Source organism: Bacteroidota bacterium, from assembly GCA_016194975.1.
Lineage (GTDB): Bacteria > Bacteroidota > Bacteroidia > Palsa-965 > Palsa-965.
Window position 1 is genome coordinate 99363 of the sequence record JACQAM010000026.1, and the last position, 19715, is coordinate 119077.

Annotated in this window: 13 protein-coding genes; 6 read left to right on the forward strand and 7 right to left on the reverse strand. The window is 42.5% G+C overall.

Annotation, left to right across the window (positions count from 1 at the left end; genetic code table 11):
* Positions 1–78: 78 nt before the first annotated feature.
* Positions 79–987 (reverse strand): hypothetical protein, encoded by a 909-nt coding sequence (locus tag HY064_17035; GenBank protein ID MBI3512369.1) that lies wholly within the window; start codon positions 985–987, stop codon positions 79–81.
* A 73-nt stretch (positions 988–1060) separates the two neighbouring features.
* Complete coding sequence (locus HY064_17040) at positions 1061–2410, reverse strand: 1-acyl-sn-glycerol-3-phosphate acyltransferase (protein MBI3512370.1); 1350 nt, start codon at positions 2408–2410, stop codon at positions 1061–1063.
* Between the two features lie 198 nt (positions 2411–2608).
* Between HY064_17040 and HY064_17045 the strand changes: the two genes are divergently transcribed.
* Complete coding sequence (locus HY064_17045) at positions 2609–5287, forward strand: T9SS type A sorting domain-containing protein (protein MBI3512371.1); 2679 nt, start codon at positions 2609–2611, stop codon at positions 5285–5287.
* Between the two features lie 127 nt (positions 5288–5414).
* Positions 5415–6257 carry a site-specific DNA-methyltransferase gene (locus HY064_17050; GenBank protein MBI3512372.1) on the forward strand — a complete coding sequence of 281 codons (843 nt, stop codon included), beginning with the start codon at positions 5415–5417 and terminating at the stop codon, positions 6255–6257.
* Here HY064_17050 and HY064_17055 read toward each other — a convergent pair.
* A complete protein-coding gene (locus HY064_17055; GenBank protein ID MBI3512373.1) occupies positions 6254–7285 on the reverse strand; it encodes a hypothetical protein in 1032 nt (343 codons plus the stop codon). The genes HY064_17050 and HY064_17055 overlap by 4 nt on opposite strands.
* Before the next feature lie 3 nt (positions 7286–7288).
* Positions 7289–7513 (reverse strand): helix-turn-helix transcriptional regulator, encoded by a 225-nt coding sequence (locus HY064_17060; protein MBI3512374.1) that lies wholly within the window; start codon positions 7511–7513, stop codon positions 7289–7291.
* A gap of 367 nt (positions 7514–7880) precedes the next feature.
* Between HY064_17060 and HY064_17065 the strand changes: the two genes are divergently transcribed.
* From HY064_17065 to HY064_17075, 3 genes are all read left to right on the forward strand, one after another.
* Positions 7881–8429 (forward strand): hypothetical protein, encoded by a 549-nt coding sequence (locus HY064_17065; GenBank protein MBI3512375.1) that lies wholly within the window; start codon positions 7881–7883, stop codon positions 8427–8429.
* A gap of 207 nt (positions 8430–8636) precedes the next feature.
* Positions 8637–9629, forward strand: a complete 993-nt coding sequence (locus HY064_17070) for a pentapeptide repeat-containing protein (protein ID MBI3512376.1) — start codon at positions 8637–8639, stop codon at positions 9627–9629.
* Between the two features lie 48 nt (positions 9630–9677).
* Positions 9678–10112, forward strand: a complete 435-nt coding sequence (locus HY064_17075; protein MBI3512377.1) for a hypothetical protein — start codon at positions 9678–9680, stop codon at positions 10110–10112.
* A 131-nt stretch (positions 10113–10243) separates the two neighbouring features.
* Here the strand turns inward: HY064_17075 and HY064_17080 are convergent, their stop codons facing one another.
* The 3 genes from HY064_17080 to HY064_17090 all read right to left on the reverse strand — a co-directional run bounded on the left by HY064_17080 (position 10244) and on the right by HY064_17090 (position 15918).
* Positions 10244–13090: a T9SS type A sorting domain-containing protein gene (locus tag HY064_17080; protein ID MBI3512378.1), complete on the reverse strand. Its 2847-nt coding sequence runs from the start codon at positions 13088–13090 to the stop codon at positions 10244–10246.
* Positions 13091–13180: 90 nt separating this feature from the next.
* Entirely contained in the window at positions 13181–14518 is a 1338-nt protein-coding gene (locus tag HY064_17085) for a dihydroorotase (protein MBI3512379.1), read from the reverse strand.
* Positions 14519–14691: 173 nt separating this feature from the next.
* Entirely contained in the window at positions 14692–15918 is a 1227-nt protein-coding gene (locus HY064_17090; GenBank protein ID MBI3512380.1) for a M20/M25/M40 family metallo-hydrolase, read from the reverse strand.
* Between the two features lie 354 nt (positions 15919–16272).
* Between HY064_17090 and HY064_17095 the strand changes: the two genes are divergently transcribed.
* Complete coding sequence (locus tag HY064_17095) at positions 16273–19713, forward strand: gliding motility-associated C-terminal domain-containing protein (protein MBI3512381.1); 3441 nt, start codon at positions 16273–16275, stop codon at positions 19711–19713.
* Positions 19714–19715: the final 2 nt, after the last annotated feature.

Sequence of the window (19715 nt, forward strand, 5' to 3'; positions counted from 1 at the left end):
ATGTCCTGCATTTGTGATCTGGAAAAAATATTGCGCCCCAATTAAAAACTATCATAGAACAGTGTTTTGAAATCACTGCTAATAAAAAACACCCGGATCAAGGAAAGCATTATAATAAAAACGTGCAGGCCTTATCTTTTGCCCTTTGTGGTACAAATACGGAAGCCCATAAGTGTCGAGCATAGGAATTGGCGCATTTTTATTTCTGAATACATCGTGAATAAAACGATTCTGAATTGCATCGCGCACCTGCTCGGCATCAACACCTGCATTCACCTGAGCAAATTGAGAATAAGGAAGAACAACTTTCAACTGCGCGCTGAGTAATCCGTGAGAATAATTCGGGTAAACGCCACCCGTGGTATCCATATATCCGTACGGCAAATGAGCCGAAGAATCGGCAACGCGGTTTCCCATCTGACCGGTCCACAGTGTAGAATTAATTCCGTACTGAAATTGTTTGTCCTGGTATTGCAGCAGTACAGCGCCCGTGCGGAAACGATCGAAACGTGGCCGCGCAAAAATATCATTCTCGATGAGTAAACTGAAATGATCGTACTGCAATCCCACGATGCCCGTTTGTTGCGTGGTTTTTATTTTATTGAAATAACAGTTGTAAGAATAAGCGAAACTGTTTTTGTAATGCGTTTGATTGCTTACGGAACTTAAAAATAAATTCGTGTCGCTGTTCATTTTTCCGAAACCAAACACCACACCCAATGAAGCGACTGCCTCTCCGTATTTTTTTTGTGGTCCCAGGTTGCGGAAATTAAAATAATACCGCAGATCGGAATTCATCTGGAAAAAATTTTCTGAATAATACGCGCTCACACTTATTCCAACCCTGTCGAAACGATTGCCAAGCGCAAACACCACTCCCGCATTTACCCCGACATTTTTTTGTGTGTACAATTGCGCATCCGAGTTCTGAAACAGGAAAAGAAAACAGAATATTAAAATCAATTTTATGGGCATTGCTGTTTTCATCAGTGAATATCCGGGAAGTTTTTTTTCCAGACACAGAATACTTCCCTGTTTATTTTAAATTTTTGATTCGCTATCAATTCAATTCTTCAAAGCGCGAGAGAATTCCGGTTCTCATTCGCATTAATTTATTTCCCTCTTCTTTCCCGGTCATCCACCATCTCAGGCTTCCCGAAAATCTTTTCACGTACACCCAGTACGCCTGCGCGTGCAATCCGCTCACGGGCACGAGCAGCATGAATGCTAAGAGCAAATACCAGTTGCGGAAGATGAGCGCCACCGCCAGTGATTGCAACAACCACCATATCTGCCAGAAATAAACGCCGATCGTTCCATTCACCGAAGCGCTCCACTCAATCTGCTTCACCACTTTTTTCTGAATGAGCCAGGGAATTTTATAAGGAATGTAATTTGTGATCACACCGAAAATGTGCAAAGGCAACCCGGTGATAAAAAATAAAATGTAAAATAATACTTTCGAATCCGTCACACGGCGATGGTCATATTCGTTCAGTACACGGTCGCGGAGTTTTTTCTTTTTTAATTCTTCGAAATAAGTTTTCACTTCGTGGCGGAATTCTTTGGACTGGTGCGGTGATCTTTTTTCAAATGCATTTATTTTTTCCGCGATCGCGCACGAGACCGCGTATGTATGCGCGGGATTGGAAACATCCAGATTTTTTTCCTGCGCTTGTTTCGCAAAGAGCATTTCCTCGAGATGAGCCACCACCTCATCATTTTTATCTTCTTCTATTACCACCACCAGCTTCTTCATTTTCTCCTCGAGATCCTTCGTAAACTGGTTGATCGCTCTCGGTTTATCTTTCCGGTAAATTTCTTCGTAATCCTTCACGTCGAATGGTTCGCCATAGCGAATGGAAACGCGGCTGCGGAATTTCCACGGCGTTGCCGAATAATTCACACCCACCGGCACAATTTTCAATCCGAGTTTGAAATCGTGTTTCTCTTCTGTGCCGAGCGCAATCCGCGCTGTTCCCTTTTTCAGCTTGCGCAAACGGCGTTCCTGCACACACAATCCTTCTGAAAAAATGATGATCGCTTTTTCTTCTCCCAGCAGCAGCGAACATTTGTCGAACGTATCGTCATTCTTCGCGAGATTTTCCACGCCTTCCTGCAAACGATAAATGGGAACGATGCCAATGAAGGAAAGAAATTTTGCCAGCGTTTTTTTCCGGAACACATCCGACCGCGCGAGGAACCAGCTTCGTCTCCAGTAAGTACTGCCCACCAGGATCGGATCCATAAAAGCATTCGTGTGATTGGAACAGAAAATGACCGCCCCCTTCGCAGGAATATTTTCTTTTCCCACTGCATGCTTCCACCGGTTGTAACGATAGAAATAAAACATGAGGGTATTGAACGAGATCCACATGTACCGGTAAAATATTGCACCGATTATTTTCACGACGTAAAGATAGTGTGAGAACGGAGAACTGAGAAGTGAGAACTGAGAGCGGAGAACTGAGAAGTGAGATTTGTGGTGTGGCAATTTTTTTACTGTTCTATTAACGATGTTCTCTTCTTTATCTAAATTCTAAGTACTAAGCTCTAAGTTCTCATACTATTTTCCATTAAATTTGATCTGCTCAATACTTCCCTCCTCATGAAAAAAATATTTTTCTTCACCGCCATCTTCCTCGTACAGTTTTTATCGGCGCAAAAATTCATTCATCCGAAAACGGATTCTGCACTTACGCTCACCGATATGCAAAAACAATTCGGCGAATACAAGGAAACGCATAACCTGAAAAAAGAAAAGGGCTGGAAATATTTCAAGCGGTTTGAAATGGATGAACAAATGCATACCAATGGCCGCGGTGAGGTGTGCGATCCTACGGATTATATCCGTGCAGCGATCGATGTTGCTGAACAGAAACAAGCGGAGAATAATTCCACTGCGTTGATGAATGCGTGGTATCCTGTGGGGCCGAATGTTTTGCCGAATAACATTACCGGCTATATGGAAAATGGTATCGGCAGAATAAATTGCATTGCTTTTCACCCAACGAATGCTTCCACTTATTTTGTAGGAGTCGCGCAGGGAGGAATGTGGAAAACAACGAACGACGGAGGAAGCTGGACTCCGCTCACTGATAATCTTCCCATCACGCGAATCAGTGATATTGCCATCGATCCGAATGATCCGGATAACACGATGTATATTTCTGTTTGTGATTTTGAATACATCGGTTTTGGTTTGTATCTGAACGGAAGAAAAAGAAATACACATTACGGACTCGGCGTTTACAAAACAACAGATGGAGGAGCGACGTGGAATCCAACCGGACTTACATTTCAACTCACACAAGGCGATGCTTCACTCATTCGAAGAGTGATCGTTGATCCTGCCAACAGTAATATCATTGTTGCGTGCGGCGTTTCGGGAATGTATCGTTCCATTGACGCGGGCGTAACATGGACCACCATCAACACCGGATTATTCTGGGATCTGCAGAAAGATCCTGTGTCGTCAAATATTTTATATGCAGCAACAGGATGGGTAATGAATTCAAATGATGGCGCATGTTCCATTATGAAATCGACTGACTTCGGTTTGACATGGACCACTTTGAATACAGGAATTCCGGCAACGGGAACTGTGCAGCGAATAAAATTAGCGATCGCTCCTTCCGATCCGAATTATGTTTACGCGATCACGTGCGATACACAATTCGGTTTGTACGGAATTTATAAATCTACCAATGCGGGAACCTCGTGGAGTTACATTGCACCAACTACGAATGTACTCGAAGCCGGCGACGGAACTTCTCCCGGCGGACAAGGAACTTATGATCTCGCCATTATGGTGAATGCAACGAACAGAAATATTATTTACACCGGCGGAGTGAATCTTTACGGATCAAGCGATGGAGGAAATACTTTTGATCCTGCAAGTCACTGGACACTTGGTTACGGCCCTACTATTCACGGCGACATCCATTTCATTGACAGAAATCCGGTGAACGGAAATATTTTCGTTTGTTCCGATGGTGGAGTTTATCGCACCACAAATATTATTACGCAAACATGGGCATCGGCCAACAGCGGAAATAACTGGCCAACCGTTTGGAACACGATCGGATCGAATCTGCAGATCACTTCTTTCTACCGGATTTCTTCTTCGCGCAACGCGGCCGATCGCTTGTGTGCGGGCGCGCAGGACAACGCAACTTTTTATTTAAAGAACAGTGCGTGGTTCACGATCTTCGGCGGCGATGGAATGGATACGTATCTCGATCCGCTGAATAATTCGAATGTGATCGGATCGAGCCAGTACGGATCTTTTTATAATTCGCAGAACGATGGATTCTCCGATATGGGAACGAATCCGAATATGAATGGAGAAAATGCAGAATGGACTTCGCCGCTCACTGCTGATTATAATAATCCCGGAACCATGTACGCCGGTTTCCAGAACGTTTACAAATCGACGGACAATGGATTCAACTGGACACAAATTTCGAATTTCACCGAACCCACTTACGGAACAGAAATTTCTGCGATTGCAGTTTCAAATACCAATGCAAATACAATTTATGTGACCAAGCGTGTACGTTATGAATACAATGAGAACGGGAAAATTTATAAAACCACCAATGGAGGCGGAACGTGGACGAACATCACTGCAAATGTTCCCGACACACTTTATTACACGAGTGTAGAAATTTCAGAAACAGATCCGCTCTCTGCGTGGGTCACACTCGCCGGATTCGCCGCGGGGCAAAAAGTTTATCGCACAACGAATGGAGGAACTTCGTGGGCCAATGTTTCATACAATCTTCCGAACATTCCGGTGAACTGCGTAAAATATATTCCGGGAACAGGAAATGTAATGATCGCCACAGATCTCGGCGTTTATCTTTTTGATGCCGTAAATAATCAATGGGTTTTGCGCAGCATCGGTTTGCCCAATGTAATCTGTTCCGATCTCGAAGTGAATGTGAATACGAATAAAATTTATGTATGCACATTCGGCCGCGGCATCTGGGCAACTGATCTCGATGTGTTCACGAATCTGCAACCAACAATTTCTTCTTCTTTGCAAATGAATTTATTTCCTTCGCCCAATAACGGAACATTTACGATTTCGCTCACCGGCGAAAATTCTTCTTCACAGGAACTTTCGCTCGACGTGATCGACGTGATGGGACGCGTGGTGCATTCCGAAAAATTGATTGGTAAAAATTCGTACGAAATAAAACTCGATGTTCTTCCCGGAATGTATTTCGCGCACGTGAGCGGAACGGGCGTGAAAGGCGTGAAGAGTTTTGTGGTAGAGTAGAGACAATCAATTTCTCGTTCTGAACTGAAACATTGATAGATTTCACCGTTAATATTTTTATGAAAACTAAGTCGGCTTTGCCTAAATGCTAACTCTGCTTTGTATTACTTTGTCTAAAATATTTCTCATGAAAGTTGATCCAATCGAAACCAAGAATTACTCCCAATACAATATTCCCGTGAATCAAATTTTGAACGAGGATTGCGTTCTTGGATTAAGAGAATTTCCGAATGATTGTATTGACTTAGTTGTCACTTCTCCACCATACGACAATATCCGCGACTACCATGGATTTGCTATTGATTTGTCTCAACTTGGTAAAGAATTATTTCGGGTGTTAAAGCCGGGAGGAGTAGTTGCGCTGGTTATGCAGGATCAGACGAAAAATTTTGCGAAATCACTTACATCTTTTCGAACGATTATTGATTGGTGTGATAACGGAGGGTTCAAATTGTTTGAATGTGTCATTTATAAAAAATTTGGGATGGATGCTGCCTGGTGGAGACAACGATTTAGAATGGACCATGAATACATGCCAATATTTTTTAAAGGAGAACGTCCTCAGTATTTTAATAAAGAACCATTAAAAATTCCGTCAAAACACGGAAACAAAACCATGACCGGGGGAGCCAACAGAAAAACAAATGGCTCGACCATGAAATCTGAAACATTTGTAATCAATCCGATGAAATGCAGAGGAACGATTTGGGAGTATCTTAATGCAGGAGACAAAGATGTTACAAAAAGAAAACATCCAGCACCTTTCCCGGATAAAATCCCTTATGATTTTATTAATTGTTTCTGCCCTCCTGATGGTATCGTTTTAGACCCCATGATGGGAAGTGGTTCAACTGCGGTCTCAGCACTCAAACTGAATCGGAATTTCGTTGGATTTGAGATCTCTAAGGAGTATTGTAAAATTGCAAATGAAAGAATTGCTCAAACACAGAGTTTAGCATTCCCTGCTTAGATCATTCTTGAAGGTTCTTCAATAGTATATTCAATATTATCTCCGCTTGTCATTGCCCATGATAAAGGGTTTTTCTTTAAAAACTCTTCAAAATTCCGGCCATTTAATCTTTTCCCATCTCCTTTAAAATCTCCTTTAGAGAATTTGTAATAAGAAAATTTATTCCAAGACCATGAATCTGCTTTGTATAACCATCCGGTAGATTCCGAAAGTAATTTAATGAACTTTATTGCTCTGTCTTTAGCTTCTTCGTTAATCTTTTTAGTTCCGTCATCATCTGATTCAATATTGAAAGATTCACCATTCTTCTCCGATATCCTTAATCGATCTCCCCTTTGTTTGCTAATACTAATTTCATCTCTTTTTCTAAAAAAGTGATCCATCGCTCGCATTAACGTAATCGTTGAATACTTATCGTTCTCAAACAAGTAATGCAGTGCCGATTGTATTTCATTTGCTTTTAGATATTTTAACCAATCCAAAACGTTTTCGGGATATGAAAAAAGGACATTAAAAGTCCCATCTGTAAAAAACAGTGGACAGATTGCGCTTTCCTTCAGCACAACTTTCTTGAAAGTATTATCCAAAATACCAATCAGTAAATGCACTGTGGCAAGAGGATATTTCAATCGAAATGTTTTTGCATCATAATTTCGCATCAAGTTCGGCTGGATACAATTGGTAAACTGGTCTTTGACTAATGGGAAATATTTTTTATTGAACATCAACATGTGGTGTCCAATACTTCGAATTTCCTTTCTGCAAATCTCCATATCAAGAAAGACGACATCTTGTGCAACTTGCTTTGTATCCAACAACATTACTTTTCCATCATAATAGCCAACTATCTCCCAGTTTAGATAATGAGACATCAACAACCCGCAAAGCAAGCCATCACTATCAGGACTTAAAACACATTTCAGGTTTGGTTGAATAATCCACGGATGATCCTCAACAATTCTATCAAAGTCAATTGTTCCGTAATCAACGCCAGGTTCTAAAGCAAGAAGTGATTGAATTTTTGACATGAACTACTCAGCGATAAAATACCCGATTGGTTTTTTCAATATTTTCATCATTAAAGTCAACGTATGCAAATCAATTTTTATATCCCCACTTTCTACTTTTGAAACATAGGACTGTGTTTTGCCAATTTTTGCAGCAACCTCGTTTTGCTCCAAACCACAATCTAATCTGGCTTGTAGAATTTTGGCTCCTAGTTTCCTGTGAAATTTCATTTGATCCAGACTTGCCATTTGAGTGCAAACTTAAAAGGAAGAAGTCCGTATTCCATTTAGGAATATGTCATACTGGAAAATCACTCGCGCACATGACGGGCGAGCACGTGAAAGGCGTGAAGAGTTTTGTGGTAGAGTGAGAACTAATATTTCTTCCCTTCTTTTTTTGGGCGTGTCGGTAAAGCAGAACTTCGTTCGCTTTACCGTCGGGCTATCCGGTCGGCGGGCTCCCTTCTATCCCTCACGCAATATTCAGTCCGTCCATAGTTCATTAAATTTTACAAGAACTTTTTCCTGACCGGTCATTTTCTATTCCTATTCGCCACATCGGGGCGAACTTTAATTTATCATTGTATCTTTTCTCATTCATTCCATTATACCAACAATGAAAACAAAATTTACGCTCGCAATTTTTTTTCTTCATTTCACTTCCCTGTTTTCTCAAACAGATAGTTCGGTTGCAATCTATTCTTCGCTCGACACATTAAAATATTATGACGTTGAATTGGTTTCGGGGCCCGGCAAGAGTTGTCATGAATTGGATTTCCGGTTGAAAAAAATAAAATATTGGGTTGACTGCAAAGAAGTCTCTGAAAAAGAATACATGAAATATTATGTGCCCAATGATCAGCTCGGAGATTGCAAACCCTGTTACCTGGAAACGCTTGACAAGAACGATCATCTGCTTACTGCGGGAGTGCAATACACCGATTGCCCTGTTGGAGATTGGTTTGAATATTATCCGGATGGAAAAATAAAAGTGAACGGGCATTACAAAGAAAATCTCACTGGCAATTGGGATGATCTTTATGCGAGAGGATATTGCGCCATTAAAAACGGAACGTGGACTTATTATGCCGAAGACGGAAGTGTGACGAAAAAAGAAATTTACAAAGACGGGGTTCTTGTACAAGAAAAAACAGCAGATGGATGAAATTTAAAACAGCTTCATACCAATAAATTAATCCGTTGCGTGCGATTTCAATCTGAAAATTTTGCAATCATTTACAAACGTTTATGTGTGTTTAATAATATATATTTCGTTTTCTTTGTGGAAAATTCGAACTAAGTTTTAGCAATTTCATTTTGCGACATTCTAGTTAGAAAAGATTCTATAGTATCATAAAATACTTTTTGAAACTTGACCTCAAATAAATTAGAGCGAACCGGCCCAAGCGAGTACAGAGAACGTTGGAAAACCCCAGAAGGAAAAAGGTTTAAATCCGAAGTGATTGCTTTTATTTCTGATAATATGGAAAGCAAAATTGTCAATTTTTCTTTGATACCAACTAACCAAATATTTAAATTAATTCAGGGAAGGTTGGATTTAATAGGAATTGATCTCGATAAAACTCAATTCGATTCTTGTACAATTAAAAATGCGGTTTTTGATGATGCAACCTTTTTAGGGGCGGAATTTTCTGATGTAAAATTGTCAAATATAAGTTTTAGCTCTTCTGATTTCCGCGGGGCAACTATTTTTGATGTCGAAGTTTTGGATAATGTCACATTAGACAACTGCGATTTTAGGAATGCTCAGATTACCAATTTGAAGGGATTGAATGATGAATCTGTACATGTTCCATTCAAATATACTGCTCCGAATTATTTTAGAATTCTTGCAGCAACAATTTCAAATTTTTTTCGCGGCGGATATAATGCCGGGAAGCATACTATTTTCGAAAATGTAGATACAAAAAACCTCACAGATTCTTTCACAAAAGAATTAAAAGAGTATATTAATTGGTACCAACATCTAATGACGCAAATAAATCGCCTTAATGAACGAAGTATTTGGAACAGAATAAGCCTTTTTCTAGGAATACTGTTAACGAAATATTGGAGTTCGTTTTGGGTGCTTTCATTTTGGGCGCTTTCGGCAAACGCGATAGTTGCTACTGTGATTTCCATCTATCCTCAATTTTATGTATTCAAGCATGGTAATCTTGTCTCTTGGAACTGGTTTGATGCTTTTTATTACTGTATTGTGACTTTTACGACTTTGGGATATGGAGACGTTACACCTTCAAGTATTCCCGCGCAATGTGCTGCTGGCGTGGTTGCAATCGCGGGTTACGTTACACTTGGAATTTTGATTTATCTTATTGCTAGGAAAGTTGACCGCAAATTCTGAGTAATTAATGTTTTGTATCCTTTTTCGTACATTTATAAATAAGAAATCATGATTCAAATTGCGCCAATAAAGAAATTCAGGTTTGAGGTTGTCCATAATTCCGAGTTAAACACCCCGGAAAATCAGACAAACTTTGCTTTGAACCATTATAGTTTCCCTATTCAACCAACTAGATTAAATGAGATTAGAATCAAACTGACCTATGGTAGTTACTCTAGTGTTCCTGAATTCATTCGTGTGTATTTTTTTAGATTTTCCTCCATGCAAAGTGAAGTGGTGCCAATTAACATTGATTCCAATGTATTTGAGTTTACATCTAGAGAAGATGCGGATTTTTGGCAACAGAAACCTTTTATAGTTGATAAGATTGCTTTTGTTCAGGAACCCAATTTCCTGAAATCTGATTTCGAATTAAAAATTCAGACTTTCAGAATGGAACAAAGTTTCATTCAATTTATTACCGGAAGTAATTTTAATCATTAAGTCATCCTTTTTCTCTCCTGTAAAGAATAATTCGCGAACAAGTCTCTTCGAACTCTAATGGTATTGAGGGGGATAAAACAAAAATCCCCCCGAATTACCAGGAGGATTTTTTATTTTCTGAAAAATATTTTCTACTTCAATATCACTAATTTCTGCGTTACTGAATTTCCTTCGGAAGAGAAACGTATGTAGAACGTTCCGTTCGCAAGTGAAGACACATCAATTGTTTTCCGGTATCCCATTGTAATTCCGTCGAGCAATTCAGAATACACGAGTCGTCCTTCGAGGTCGTAGATATCTACATTCATCGTGCGGATATTATCTGACGCCACATTCACATTGAAAGTTCCGTCATTCGGATTCGGATAAAAATCAACGCCACTCATTCCGCTCAATTCCTGCACACCCACGCACGCGCTCACCGTGATCGTGAACGTGGCCGTGTTCGTGCATCCGTTCGCATCTGTGTAAGTGTACGTAACCGTGTGCGGGCCTACGCCTGCGGATGACGGAGAAAATAAACTTCCTGCAACTCCGGGCCCGGAGAATGTTCCGCCCGACGGAACTCCGGTGAGGAATACGCTTGCATCAGCAGTGCATGCATTCGTAACAGCGCCGTATGCAATTACATTCGGAGGAGTTGCAACTGCAACGTTGAACATTGTACTTCCATTGCAACCTGCAGCATCTGTTCCGGTAATCGTGTACGTAGTGGAAGAAGATGGAGTGACGGTTACACTCGCACCGCTAAGACTTCCCGGATTCCAGTTGTAACTTGTTGCGCCGCTCGCATTGAGCGTTGCACTATTTCCGGTGCAGATAATTGCAGGGCCGCTGACAGAAATATTCGGAGCAGGATTTACTGTGAGTGTGTACGTGGTATCTCCGGTGCAACCATTCGCTCCGGTTCCTGTAACTGTGTAAACTGTTGTTGAATTCGGATTTACCGTTACTGAAGATCCCGCCATATTTCCCGGCGACCACGAATAAGAATTTGCACCCGATGCAGTGAGAACAGAATTCGTTCCGCCGCAAACAGGATTCGTTGGCGTTGTCACTGTTACTACCGGCGCAGGTAAAACTGTAAGCTGAACAGAATCCGTTCGCACACATCCGTTCGAATAAGTTCCGGTGAGAACATAATACGTAGTTGAAGTTGGATAAACAGTGACGGATGAAGTGGTCATATTACCGGGCGTCCACAAATAACTCTGCGCACCACCGGAAGCAAAAAGAACTGATCCTCCTCCGGGACAAATGGTATTTACAGAAGCAGTTGGAGTAACAGGAGGAGCCCACAGTACACTCACACGCGCCGTATCTGTATTCGAACAACCATTTGCATCTGTTCCTGTAACGGAATAAGTGGTTGTTGTATTCGGAAAAGTTGTATCAGGATTTGTTGTGTTACCATCACTCCACACGTAAGAGATTCCACCTGATCCATTGAGATAAGCCGCAGAGCCAAGACACACGGAATAATTTGTTGCACTCGCAACAATATTCGGAAGCGGATTCACAACAAGATTCAATGTATCGCGATTCACACAACCCTGCGCATCTGTTCCGGTGAGAACATAACTTGTAGTTGTAGTGGGAGCAACGTTGATGCTCGTCGCAGTAGAGCCCGTTGGATTCCACGAATAAGTTGATGCGCCAGATGCATTCAGTGTGGTGAATCCTCCAATGCAAATAGAATCTGACAATGGAGTGATCGTTACATTCGGAAGTGGCTGAGCAATTACAGTAACGGTTGCTGTATTGGTGCAACCCTGCACAGATGTTCCGGTAACAGTATAAGTTGTTGTAGTCATCGGGCTCACTGTAACAGAACTTCCACTGAGTGATCCCGGCATCCATGTGTAAGTGGAAGCTCCATTAGCAGTGAGTGTAGAATTTCCTCCGCCGCAAATTACTCCCGGACTCGCACTTGTTGTTACAGTAGGAATCGTGTTGACTGTGATTGTTGAAGTAGCGAAAGCCGGACATCCTGTTCCTGCATCAGTAACTGCTACAGTATAAGTGGTAGTTACAGTTGGCGATGCAATTACGTTGGCGCCAACAGTTGTATTTAATCCTGCTGCCGGCCCCCAGTTATAAATTGTATATCCGCTCGCTGTTATATTCACACTTCCTGATCCGCAATACGAAGCGGATGTAGGAGTGACGACGGGATTGACAACAAAATTTTCCGACATCGTGAGTGTGAAATTTCCGTTTGCTCCTGCATTACCATACACAAGAATGTAATATGGAAATCCGGAGAACGTACAAAAAGTTATTTGTGATTGAGGCCCGCAGAAATCATCATTACCTGCAACGCAATTGAGCGAACCGCAACTTCCTGTGAATGCACGAATGCGTGTATCGAATGTGGAACCGCAGAGTGAAGCAACAATTTGATTTCCGTCGCCGGTGAAAGTGTACCACACTCCGCCGCTCGGATCATCACCTACTGTGCACGAAGGAGCAACATCTGTATTGGCGAGTGAAGTGGATCCGGCTATACTTCCGGAAAGTGCAATAGACAATGCACCGGAGCAATTATCATTTGCAGGAGGAAGAATTTTATAAGCAAGTGTTGCCGCAGATCCGCCGTTAAGATTGCAATAATATCTGGCGACCAACACGCGATACACTCCGCTTGACGGACAGGTCCATTGTAAAAAAGATTGCAGTCCGCACCAGTCGTCGTTGTAACCGCCGGCATAAGCGCCGGTGTTATCGAGCATCGTGAGTTGTGTATCGTAACTCGCCGAACCTCCATCTGCAGCGCAGAATGAGAATTGGTAAACTGCTCCGCCAATGCCATTGAACGTATAATACAATCCTGCATTCGGAACGGCGACGGTTTGTGTGGCAGCAGTTGGAGTGATGTTGGACTGAAACGAGCCACCGGAACATTGAGCGTTGGAGCGCGTTTGAAAAAAAGTAAGTCCAAGGATCAGGGCGGGGATAATTCGTAGAGTTGATCTCATGATTGTTTTTTTGATTCGAACAAATATCAATAAACGGGCAATGAGATGCAATAGTATTTGAAAAATAAATGGGGATTGTGGAGAGAATTATCAGAACGGGCCGAATCTCATTCTCATCCCCTTCTTCGTTTCATTGAATTTACCTTCGTCATAAACAAGATTTCCATTCACAAAAGTCTTCATCACTTTCGAATGGAAGGTCACGCCTTCAAATGGCGACCAGCCACATTTGTAGAGAATATTTTCCTTCGAAACTTTCCATTCCGCATTCAGATCCACAAGTACAAGGTCGGCGTAAAAACCCTCGTGGAGGTAACCCCGTTTTTCTATTCTGAAAAGATCAGCGGGAGCGTGACTCATTTTTTCAACGACACGTTCTATAGTTATTTTTTTCGCGCGTGATTTTTCCAGCATGGCTACGAGTGAATGCTGCACAAGTGGTCCGCCGGATGGAACCTGCAGGTAGGATTGCGATTTTTCTTCCAGCGTATGCGGAGCGTGATCCGTTGCGACGACATCAATTTTATTTTCGAGCAACGCGGCCCACAGTGCTTCGCGGTCATTCGCAGACTTCACGGCCGGATTCCATTTGATGAGATTGCCTTTCGTTTTATAATCTTCGTCGGAAAACCAGAGATGATGCACGCACGCCTCTGCAGTAATTCTTTTTTCTTTCAGAGGGGTTGTGTTGGAGAACAACCCTGTTTCTTCTGCAGTGGAGATATGAAAGACGTGAAGACGTGTTCCGTATTTTTTTGCGCGCTCAATGGCTTTCTTCGTGGAGTTATAGCATGCTTCCCTGCTGCGGATGAGCGGATGCATTTCTACCGGGATATTTTCCCCGTATTGCGCTTTGTACTTTTCAAGATTCTGTTTGATGAGCAGGTCATCTTCGGAATGAACAGCGATCAGCATTTTCACTTCACGGAAAATATCGTCGAGATGTTTTTCATTATCCACCAATAAATTTCCTGTCGATGATCCGAGAAAAACTTTCAGCCCGCAAACATTTGACGAATCCACTTTTCTTATTTCATCGAGATTCGAATTCGACGTGCCCATGAAAAAAGAATAATTCGCCAATGAAACTTCCGCAGCACGTTTGTATTTTTCTTCCAGCAATTCAACGGTCGTCGCCGGCGGAATTGTATTCGGCTGTTCCATGAAAGAAGTGACGCCGCCCGCAACAGCAGCACACGATTCGGAATGAATGTCTCCTTTGTGTGTGAGTCCCGGTTCGCGGAAATGAACCTGGTCGTCTATGATCCCGGGAAGAAGATGTAATCCTTTCGCATCGATCACCTTCGTGTTTTCATCAGCGGAAATTTCTTTTTTTATTGCGGCGATCTTATCATCAACGATCAGCAAATCGGAAGAAAATATTTTCCCTTCGTTGACGAGCGTGGCATTCCGGATGATGGTTCTCAATTTTTACCGCTAAGGCGCTAAGACGCAAAGCGGGAACAAAGATAAGGGCATCTCTAAAAACACAGAAATGCAAGGCGGGCAAGTCCGAAAAACCGGAATTTACTATTCGTAAATGAGGATTTTGAGGACGTAGCCCAACGCAGCAGTTCGAAGTTATTAGAGATGCCCATAATTCAGAATGTGACGTTGAGCGTGAGTTCCTGGTCGCCGCGTTTCACTTTCACTTTAGTGGAATCTCCGACTTTGAAATTGCCGAGCGCTTTCATATAATCGTTCACACTGCCTACTGGAAAATCGCCGATCTGTGTAATGATATCTCCCTGTTTCAGCCCGGCGATCGCCGCTGGTTTTCCATCTGTCACTCCATCCACACGCATGCCTGCGCCCTCGAACGTGTAGTCGGGCATCACGCCCATGCGCACCTTGTACGTGTGCGTGCCTGTGTCCGGATTTTTCGTTGTGAGAAATTGCAGCTTGCCGAGTTTTTCTGTTTGAATGATGATGTTGATGATGTATTCCAGAACCATTTTTTCTCCTTCGAAATTTATTTTGTCCACATCATCGGAAGGTTTGTGATAATCGGCGTGCTGCCCGGTGAAGAAATGTAACACCGGAATATTTTTCAGGTAGAAAGAAGTCTGATCAGAGGGCCCGATTCCGGCCGAATCTTTTTTCACATGAAAGGTGGTGTGCATCTGGTCCATGATGGGAACCCAATTGGGCGCGGTGCCCACTCCATAAACAATTATTGTTTTTGTAGAATCGTTATAGCGGCCGATCATATCCATGTTGATCATGTAATCTACTTTCGCAAGATCAATGGTCGGACTTTCGCAGAATTTTTTCGAACCATACAATCCGAGTTCCTCACCCGAAAAACAAATGAAAAGAAAATTGAAAGGTTCCTTTTCATTATTCTGCGAAAAATATCGCGCGAGTTCCATTACACCCGCAGCGCCCGAAGCATTATCATCAGCGCCATTATGAATTTTTCCCTGCGGATTCGGATCCAGTGAATTATGATCGTAACCCAAACCCAGATGATCATAATGTCCTCCAATGATCACGGTGAGATCGGCGCCATTGTCGAGATAACCCACCACATCTTTTCCATGACGTTCCTCCATTGGAGAAGCGCTGTCCTGCGGATTTGTTTTGTGTTTGAATTCAAATGGAAAATAAAATCCGTCTGTTCCTTTTGGAGTGAGGCCGGCAGCTTTGAATTGTGTGGCAATATATTTTGCGGCCATCTTCTCCCCTTTCGATCCGGTGCCGCGTCCTTTCAATTTATCGGAAGCGAGATACGTAATGTCTTTTTTAATTCTCTCCGTACTGATCTCCTGCGCAATTATGGAGAAAGAAAATACGAGCGTTGCAAGAAGCGTAATTATTTTTTTCATGCCTGTGGTTTTATGTGCGGGGCAAATTTAATCACAGAAAAGAAATGCAAATGCAAAGAATTGTTTCAGCAATCACAAAAAAATAAAAATTATTTCCTGAGCAACGGAAATAAAATCCGTTAATGAGATTTTTCTGCGTGTGCATGGAAAAATGACTGTACCGAAAAAGTTTCAGTCTGCTGAAAAAAAATTTCTTTCACAAGGAGATATAAAGACAGAGGCTACTCAACCGGTTGGAAAAAGTTTGCATTCCCAACTATCTATGGTTCATAACCATTCGTCGATAATCAACAGATCATTGCAACTTATGTAAGATTGGAACGTAATATTCATCATGTACTAAAACTACCCGAAATGTGTTGCCGGAGAGAAGATACTATAACCCCGCAAGTATCGCTCAAAAATGAGAAGGAGATTTATGTCAAAAAAAATAAGGGGGCTGGTGGAAGAATATTGCCTCTTTTTTTCCTGCTTTCGTTTTTATTCTTTTTCAATTCTTTTGCACACGCGCAAAATCCAATATGCGGAGCCGGTACGCCCACGTTCAACGTAAATCTTTCGAGCAGCGTAAATACTTTTTACATCAGTCCGAATGTAGTGCGTAATGACACTTGCTGCGGGGCATCGAATCCGGATGTGTGCGTGCATTTCATCATCACACTGAATCCTGCTGCAACAGGAATTATTTTCAATATTTATTCGGGCGCCGTTCCCCCGGGCGCTCTTTATTATCAAATCAATTGCGGGCCGCCAGTTCCGGTTGGCCAGCCCATCTGTCTCACCGGTCCCGGTCCGTATGATCTTACTTTTTGCAAACCTGGAAATAATCCGAACCAATTCATCATTACTTCTATTCCGAATATTTCTGTTTCAAATAATATCACGGTGGATGATGGTTGCAGCGGAACAATTTTCGCAACCGGTTATGATGTCACAACAATAACATGGACTTCTGTTTATCCTTCAACACAAGGCGCATATAATTCCTATCTCAGTTGCACATCAGGATGCGATACGGTGCAGGTAACTGGTGCGCCGGGAATGCCATCGTATGTTGATTATATGGTTTGTGGTTTGCCCGCAGGAGGATGTGATACAGTTCCTTATTGTGATACCGTCCGTGTTTATTTTGATCCTACACTTGCTGTGAATATCACACCTTTAAATCCTACGGTGTGTTTTGGAAATACCGGAACAACAATTACTGCTAATGGAACGGGTGGCGCTCCACCGTACACTTATCTCTGGAGCACAGGAGCAGTAACGCAATCTATTTTTGTCGGCGCAGGCACTTACTCTGTTACAATTAGTGATACTACAAATTGTCCTGCTGCAACTGCAACAGTTACTGTTACTGCTTTCAATGCTGTGATCACAGCGAATGCCGGAGCTGATATTATGATCTGTGCAAGCAGCCCTGTTGCGAATCTCAACGGAAGTGTTACCGGTGTAACCACAGGAGTCTGGTCCGGCGGAACGGGAATTTTTTCTCCGTCAAATACATCACTCAATGCCACCTACTCTCCATCGGCAAACGAAATTACAAATGGAGTTGTTACACTTACACTCACGACTACCAATAACGGAACTTGTCCGCCGGATAGTGATGCAGTAACAATTTTCATCAACGACTTTACTGCGATCATTGATCCGATGACGTCGAATGTTACGTGCAATGGATTCAACAATGGCAGTGCAACTGTAAATATTTCCGGCGGCTCTCCTCCATTCACTTATTCGTGGAGCACAGTGCCGATACAAACAACTTCAACTGCAATAAATCTATCTCCCGGAACTTATACTTGTACAATTACTGATGCACATGGCTGTACAGGAACTGCAACAGTGCAGATCACACAACCTCCTCCTATAGTTCTCAACGCAGCAGGATTTGCAACAACATGTTACAACACGTGCAACGGGCAGGCCGTTGTAATTCCGTCAGGAGGATCGGGTGGATTTTCTTATGTGTGGTTGCCGGGAAATATTACGACAGCAGCTGCGACAAATCTTTGCCCGGGAACTTATACGGTGACAGTTACGGATATCAATGGTTGTAATATTTCTGATACTGCAATAGTAGGGCAACCACCGCAATTAATTATAACATCTATTACATCAGGCCCTGCGTATTGCAATCATGCAAGCGGAACAACTTCCGTCACTGCAACAGGCGGATCGGGGTCGTATAGTTATTTATGGAATCCCACTTCGCAAACAACAAATAATGCAACATCACTTTTCCCGGGATCCTATTCTGTAACAGTGACAGATGGAAACGGATGTACTGCAAGTGCATCAATAACTGTAACTAATACTCCGGGTGTAACACTTTCTGTGACTTCTGTTAATTCACCATTGTGTAACGCTTCATGCAACGGTTCTGCTACAGTAAATGCTTCCGGAGGATATCCGAATTACCAGTACACATGGTCAACCAATCCTGTTCAGAATTCTTTTACTGCAAACAATCTTTGCGCCGGTACTTACAACGTGATCGTAACTGATTCGTACAACTGTTCGGATTCTCTCACCGTGCAGCTGACATCTCCGCCGCCACTCACTCTTTCTACCGGTGCAGCTCCGATAATTTGCATCGGTCAATCGTATACTATGACTGCTGCTGCAAGCGGAGGAACACCGGGATATAATTATTCCTGGTCACCAAACGGCCCGACTGTTTCACCTTCCGTTACCACAACTTATACCGTTGTTGCAACTGATGCTAACGGTTGCCAGTCATCACCACAGCAAATTACCGTGCAGGTTTATCCTGCTGTTACCGCTGCAATTTCAGGTAACCAGGTTGTTTGTAATAACACCACTGCAAATCTTACTGCTTCTGCTGCGGGAGGAATTGGCGGGCCCTACACTTACACCTGGCAGCCCGGTAACCTCAACGGAATTTCAATCCAGGTTCATCCGGTATCAACGATCACTTACACCGTTACGGTTTCCGATGGATGTTCTCCATCTGCAACTGCCACATTCACGATCACTGTTCCTCCTGCGCCGGTTGCATCATTTTCCTATAACGACACTGCAGGTTGCGGACAAGTGTGCGCCGATTTTATTAATACAACTCCGAATCTTCAGTCGAGTTTGTGGTTGTACGGTGACGGAAATACTTCCACTGTAAATAATCCTACGCATTGTTTCCTTTCAGGAACATGGCCGGTTACGCTTATTTCTACTGACAACAACGGATGCAGGGACACTGTTACGATTCCGAATGCAATAATTGTACACAGTAATCCTACAGCAGATTTCATTCTTGGCCCGCAACCAACTACAATTCTCGAACCGAATATTTGTTTCACTGATCAGTCTTCTTCAGATGTTATTTCCTGGTATTGGAATTTCGATGATCCGAATGACCAGGCAACAAGTACTGATCAGAATACGTGTCACGTTTATTCTGATACGGGAACTTATTGCGCTTCACTCATTGTCACCAACCAGTACGGTTGCTGGAGTACGGAAATGAATTGTCTTATGATCAAACCTTATTATTCTATTTACGTTCCGAATGCGTTTACGCCGAATGGCGATGGAATGAATGATATTTTTCTTCCGGTGGGAAATGATGTTGATCCCGATTATTATGAGCTTACAATTTATGACCGTTGGGGAAATCTTCTTTTCAAAACCAATTCATGGGGAGAAGGATGGAATGGCACAGTGAAAGGCGGAAGTAAAATTGCACAGATCGATACGTATGTGTGGAAAATCAACTGCAAAGACCGCGAAGGCCAGCGTCACAATCTCATTGGAAAAGTTTCAATAATAAAATAAGT

Excerpts from the sequence above, each read along its gene's own strand:
- HY064_17035 (MBI3512369.1), bottom strand. The coding sequence starts at position 987 with ATGAAAACAGCAATGCCCATAAAATTGATTTTAATATTCTGTTTTCTT.
- HY064_17095 (MBI3512381.1), top strand. The coding sequence starts at position 16,273 with ATGTGTTGCCGGAGAGAAGATACTATAACCCCGCAAGTATCGCTCAAA.
- HY064_17045 (MBI3512371.1), top strand. The coding sequence starts at position 2,609 with ATGAAAAAAATATTTTTCTTCACCGCCATCTTCCTCGTACAGTTTTTA.
- HY064_17055 (MBI3512373.1), bottom strand. The coding sequence starts at position 7,285 with ATGTCAAAAATTCAATCACTTCTTGCTTTAGAACCTGGCGTTGATTAC.
- HY064_17075 (MBI3512377.1), top strand. The coding sequence starts at position 9,678 with ATGATTCAAATTGCGCCAATAAAGAAATTCAGGTTTGAGGTTGTCCAT.
- HY064_17050 (MBI3512372.1), top strand. The coding sequence starts at position 5,415 with ATGAAAGTTGATCCAATCGAAACCAAGAATTACTCCCAATACAATATT.
- HY064_17065 (MBI3512375.1), top strand. The coding sequence starts at position 7,881 with ATGAAAACAAAATTTACGCTCGCAATTTTTTTTCTTCATTTCACTTCC.
- HY064_17090 (MBI3512380.1), bottom strand. The coding sequence starts at position 15,918 with ATGAAAAAAATAATTACGCTTCTTGCAACGCTCGTATTTTCTTTCTCC.
- HY064_17060 (MBI3512374.1), bottom strand. The coding sequence starts at position 7,513 with ATGGCAAGTCTGGATCAAATGAAATTTCACAGGAAACTAGGAGCCAAA.
- HY064_17080 (MBI3512378.1), bottom strand. The coding sequence starts at position 13,090 with ATGAGATCAACTCTACGAATTATCCCCGCCCTGATCCTTGGACTTACT.